Annotated in this window: 2 protein-coding genes; both read left to right on the top strand. The window is 56.9% G+C overall.

What is annotated here, in order from left to right:
* Positions 1 to 985 precede the first annotated feature (985 nt).
* Positions 986 to 2,488, top strand: a complete 1,503-nt coding sequence (gene istA / locus VGP75_RS17875) for an IS21 family transposase (RefSeq protein WP_327544945.1) — start codon at positions 986 to 988, stop codon at positions 2,486 to 2,488.
* Positions 2,485 to 3,216 (top strand): IS21-like element helper ATPase IstB, encoded by a 732-nt coding sequence (istB, locus tag VGP75_RS17870; RefSeq protein ID WP_327544944.1) that lies wholly within the window; start codon positions 2,485 to 2,487, stop codon positions 3,214 to 3,216. The genes istA and istB overlap by 4 nt, the downstream gene beginning before the upstream one ends.
* The last annotated feature ends 196 nt before the right edge of the window (positions 3,217 to 3,412 follow it).

The raw sequence follows: 3,412 nt of genomic DNA, 5'->3' as shown, positions 1-3,412 counted from the left end.
GCAGTCATGCCTGATCATCGTGATTACATGCAAGTCATGGGTGCGGCGCCGTTGTCAGCACCACCGGAAACTCCAGACTTTGCCTCGACCGCGCATCAAACCGCTTACGAGGCGCAAGCACCAGCGCCGCATGGGCGTCCCGCGTGGGCGGACTGATCATGCCGATGCCTGCTATTAACATGACAGGCCAGAGGTTTGGCCTTTTGACAGTGGTGGAGCGCTTCGGCGCTTCACCGCGACCTAAATGGCTGTGCCGCTGCGCATGCGGAAAGCTGACCATAAAGGATGGCAGCCGTTTGCGCAGAGGGACTGTCAAGAGTTGCGGTTGCGCGACCCGGGCACTCATTGCAGCTTCTAGGCGGACCCATGGGATGACTGGACACCGGCTCGAAAACATTCGCCGAGGTATGCTGGCACGGTGCCACAATCCCAACAGCAAGGATTTCTCGCGATACGGCGCAAGGGGAATTCAAGTCTGTCGACAATGGCGGGATACGCCAGTTCAGTTTTACGCATGGGCCTTGGCCCACGGCTATGCGGATGATCTCAGCATCGACCGGATTGATCCGCGGAGTGGCTATTGCGCTGACAATTGCCGGTGGATTCCGCTCTCCGAAAATGTAGCGAGGGCCAATCGAGCCAGGCGACAGAGAGCTGCGTGAGCCATGTCGCGCAAATCCAATCCCCGCCCACAGCGGCTACGGATTGCCCGGGCTTTGATCGCCTCTGGCATCCGCGCGGCACGCTTTGCGCCGTCTGTACATCGCGCACCCGAGGCTTCGGATGGTGCGATCCGAACATGCCGCGCGGCAAACGCACATACCGCTGGTTCTGCTCCATGGGCTGCCAGGCGGCCTTCACCCGAAAAGTGTGAATCAGCATGCAAAAGTGACCCACTTTGGTGGGTTATGATCATCTAAAACTGACCCACCTGCATTGTTAACATCCGTGTGCTTTGGGCACGGAGGAAGAGCAGGTGTTACTTATGGAAACGGCAATGAAGATCCGAGGCTGGATCTTGGGGGATGGGCGCAGCATCCATTCTGTGGCGCGCGAGACTGGGATTTCGCGGACGACGATCAAGAAGTATCTGAAGAACCCGGAACAACCGCGCTATCGGAGACAGCAACCGCGTGTCGGGTCTAAGCTGAACGCACAGTTCGAGGTGCGTCTGCGGGAACTTTTTGAGCACGATCTGTCCCTTCGGCGCCGTGATCGGCGCACAGCGAAGAAGCTTTACGAAGAGCTTGTCGCGGAAGGCTACACAGGCTCTTATTCGCCAGTTCAGCGGTTTGTCAGTGAGCTCAAGAAGTCATCTGGAACCGATGGAACTGATGCATTCATCCCACTCTATTTCGTGCCTGGCGATGCGCTTCAGTTCGACTGGAGCGAAGAATATGTTCTGTTAGGCGGTGTCCAACACAAGGTTCACGTCGCCCATTTCCGCCTGTGCCACAGCCGCAAGCCTTTCGTCGTGGCCTATATGAACGAGAAGCAGGAGATGGTGCTGGATGCCTTTGTGCGGGCGCTGTCTTTCTTCGGTGGCGTTCCGCGCCGTGTGATCATCGACAACCCCAAAACCATGGTGACCTATGTCTCGCGGTCGAAGGATCGGATCTTTCATCCACGCTTTCTGGCCTTGATGAACCATTACGTCATCGACCCTGTCGCCTGCACGCCTGCCTCGGGATGGGAGAAGGGACAGGTCGAGAACCAGGTGCAGTTTCTGCGCGGCGAGCTGTTCACTCCCAGGCTTGTCTTTGACGATCTGGCGGCGCTGAATGCCTGGCTGCTTTTGCGCTGTGAGGAGCTGGCTGAACGCCGCCATACTGATCAACAGCATCGCACAATCGCCGACGTCTTTGAGGATGAAAAGATCGAGTTGCGCCCGCTAGGCCGTCCTTTCGACGGCTATGTCGAAAAAACTGTGCGGGTCAGATCCACCTGCCTGGTGCAATACGACAGCAATCGCTACAGCGTGCCGTGCGAACATGCGGGGCATCACGTCTCGCTGCGCGCCTATGCTGATCGGCTAGTCATGATCGCAAACGACGAAATTATCGCTGAACATAAGCGGCGCTTTACACGCAATATCAGTTACTTCGAGCCCTGGCACTATGTGCCGTTGCTCGATCGCAAGCCCGGTGCGTTGCGTGATGGCGCACCCTTTGTCGGTTGGGAATTGCCCAAATCGATGGAGCAGATCAAGGATCACTACATGCGCGAGAAAGGTGGCGACCGCGAGTTTGTCGATCTGCTGCTGCTGGCACTTGAGCATGGCATAGACGTGGTCGAGATGGCCTGCGACCTGGCCATCGAACAACGCACCTTGCGTTTGCCGGCGATCATCAATCTGGTCAATCAACTGCTGGAGCCGACAATCGCGCCGTTGGCGGAAACCCATGCCTATCCGCAGTTGAGCGTGCGACCACAGGCCGATTGCAAGCGATATGAGGCGCTCTGTGCTACGGGGAGGGCCGCAGTATGAACGCTCTCATTGACCAACTCGCAGCACTCAGGCTCCACGGAATGGCTGCTTGCGCGCAGGATTTGTTGGCCGCGCGCACGCCACCCAGCCTGACGACAGCATTGAAGACCTTGATCGAAGCAGAAACCGAAGAGCGCAGGGTGCGGTCCATCCAGTATCAGATGCGCATCGCGAAATTCCCCCATCACAAGGACTTCGCCACCTTCAATTATAGCGCGGCGACCATCACAAAAGCGCAGATCGACCCGTTTTGCTCAGGCCAATTCACTGATGACGCGCATAACATCATCCTGGTCGGGGGAACTGGTACCGGCAAGACGCACATTTCCATCGCGCTCGGGACCAACCTGGTCAATAGAGGAAAGCGGGTGCGCTTCTATAATGCCGTCGATCTGATCAACGCCCTCATCGCAGAGCAGGCCGAGGGAAACACAGGGAAGATCATCAAGCAACTGACCGCTCTGGATTGCGTCATCATCGATGAACTTGGCTATATCCCGTTTCCGAAATCCGGCGGGTCGCTGCTGTTTCACTTGATCAGCAAGCTGTATGAAACCACCAGTGTCATCATCACCACCAACCTCGAGTTCGGTGAATGGGTCTCAGTGTTTGGCGATGCCAAGATGACCACCGCGCTGCTTGATCGGGTCACTCACCATTGCAGCATCATCGAGACCGGCAACACATCTTACCGTTTCGCCCAAAGCAAATCTCGAACAAAATCCTAAACCTGAAAAAGCAAAGCCCACAGACGAGCCTGCTATATGGGGGCCGCTCGCCTGTGGGCTTTGCTCCCCCTGAGGTGGGTCATTTTTAAATGATCACGCTGGGTCAGTTTTCAATGCAGATTGACAACGAAAAGTCCCAGATTCAGGCGCTCGACCGCACCCAGCCCGGGCTGGGTGCGGTCGAGCGCCTGAATCT

The organism is Yoonia sp. (assembly GCF_036007805.1).
Classification (GTDB): domain Bacteria; phylum Pseudomonadota; class Alphaproteobacteria; order Rhodobacterales; family Rhodobacteraceae; genus Yoonia.
The sequence above is the reverse complement of the archived record's forward strand: the minus strand, read 5'-3'. Positions and strand labels throughout refer to the sequence as shown.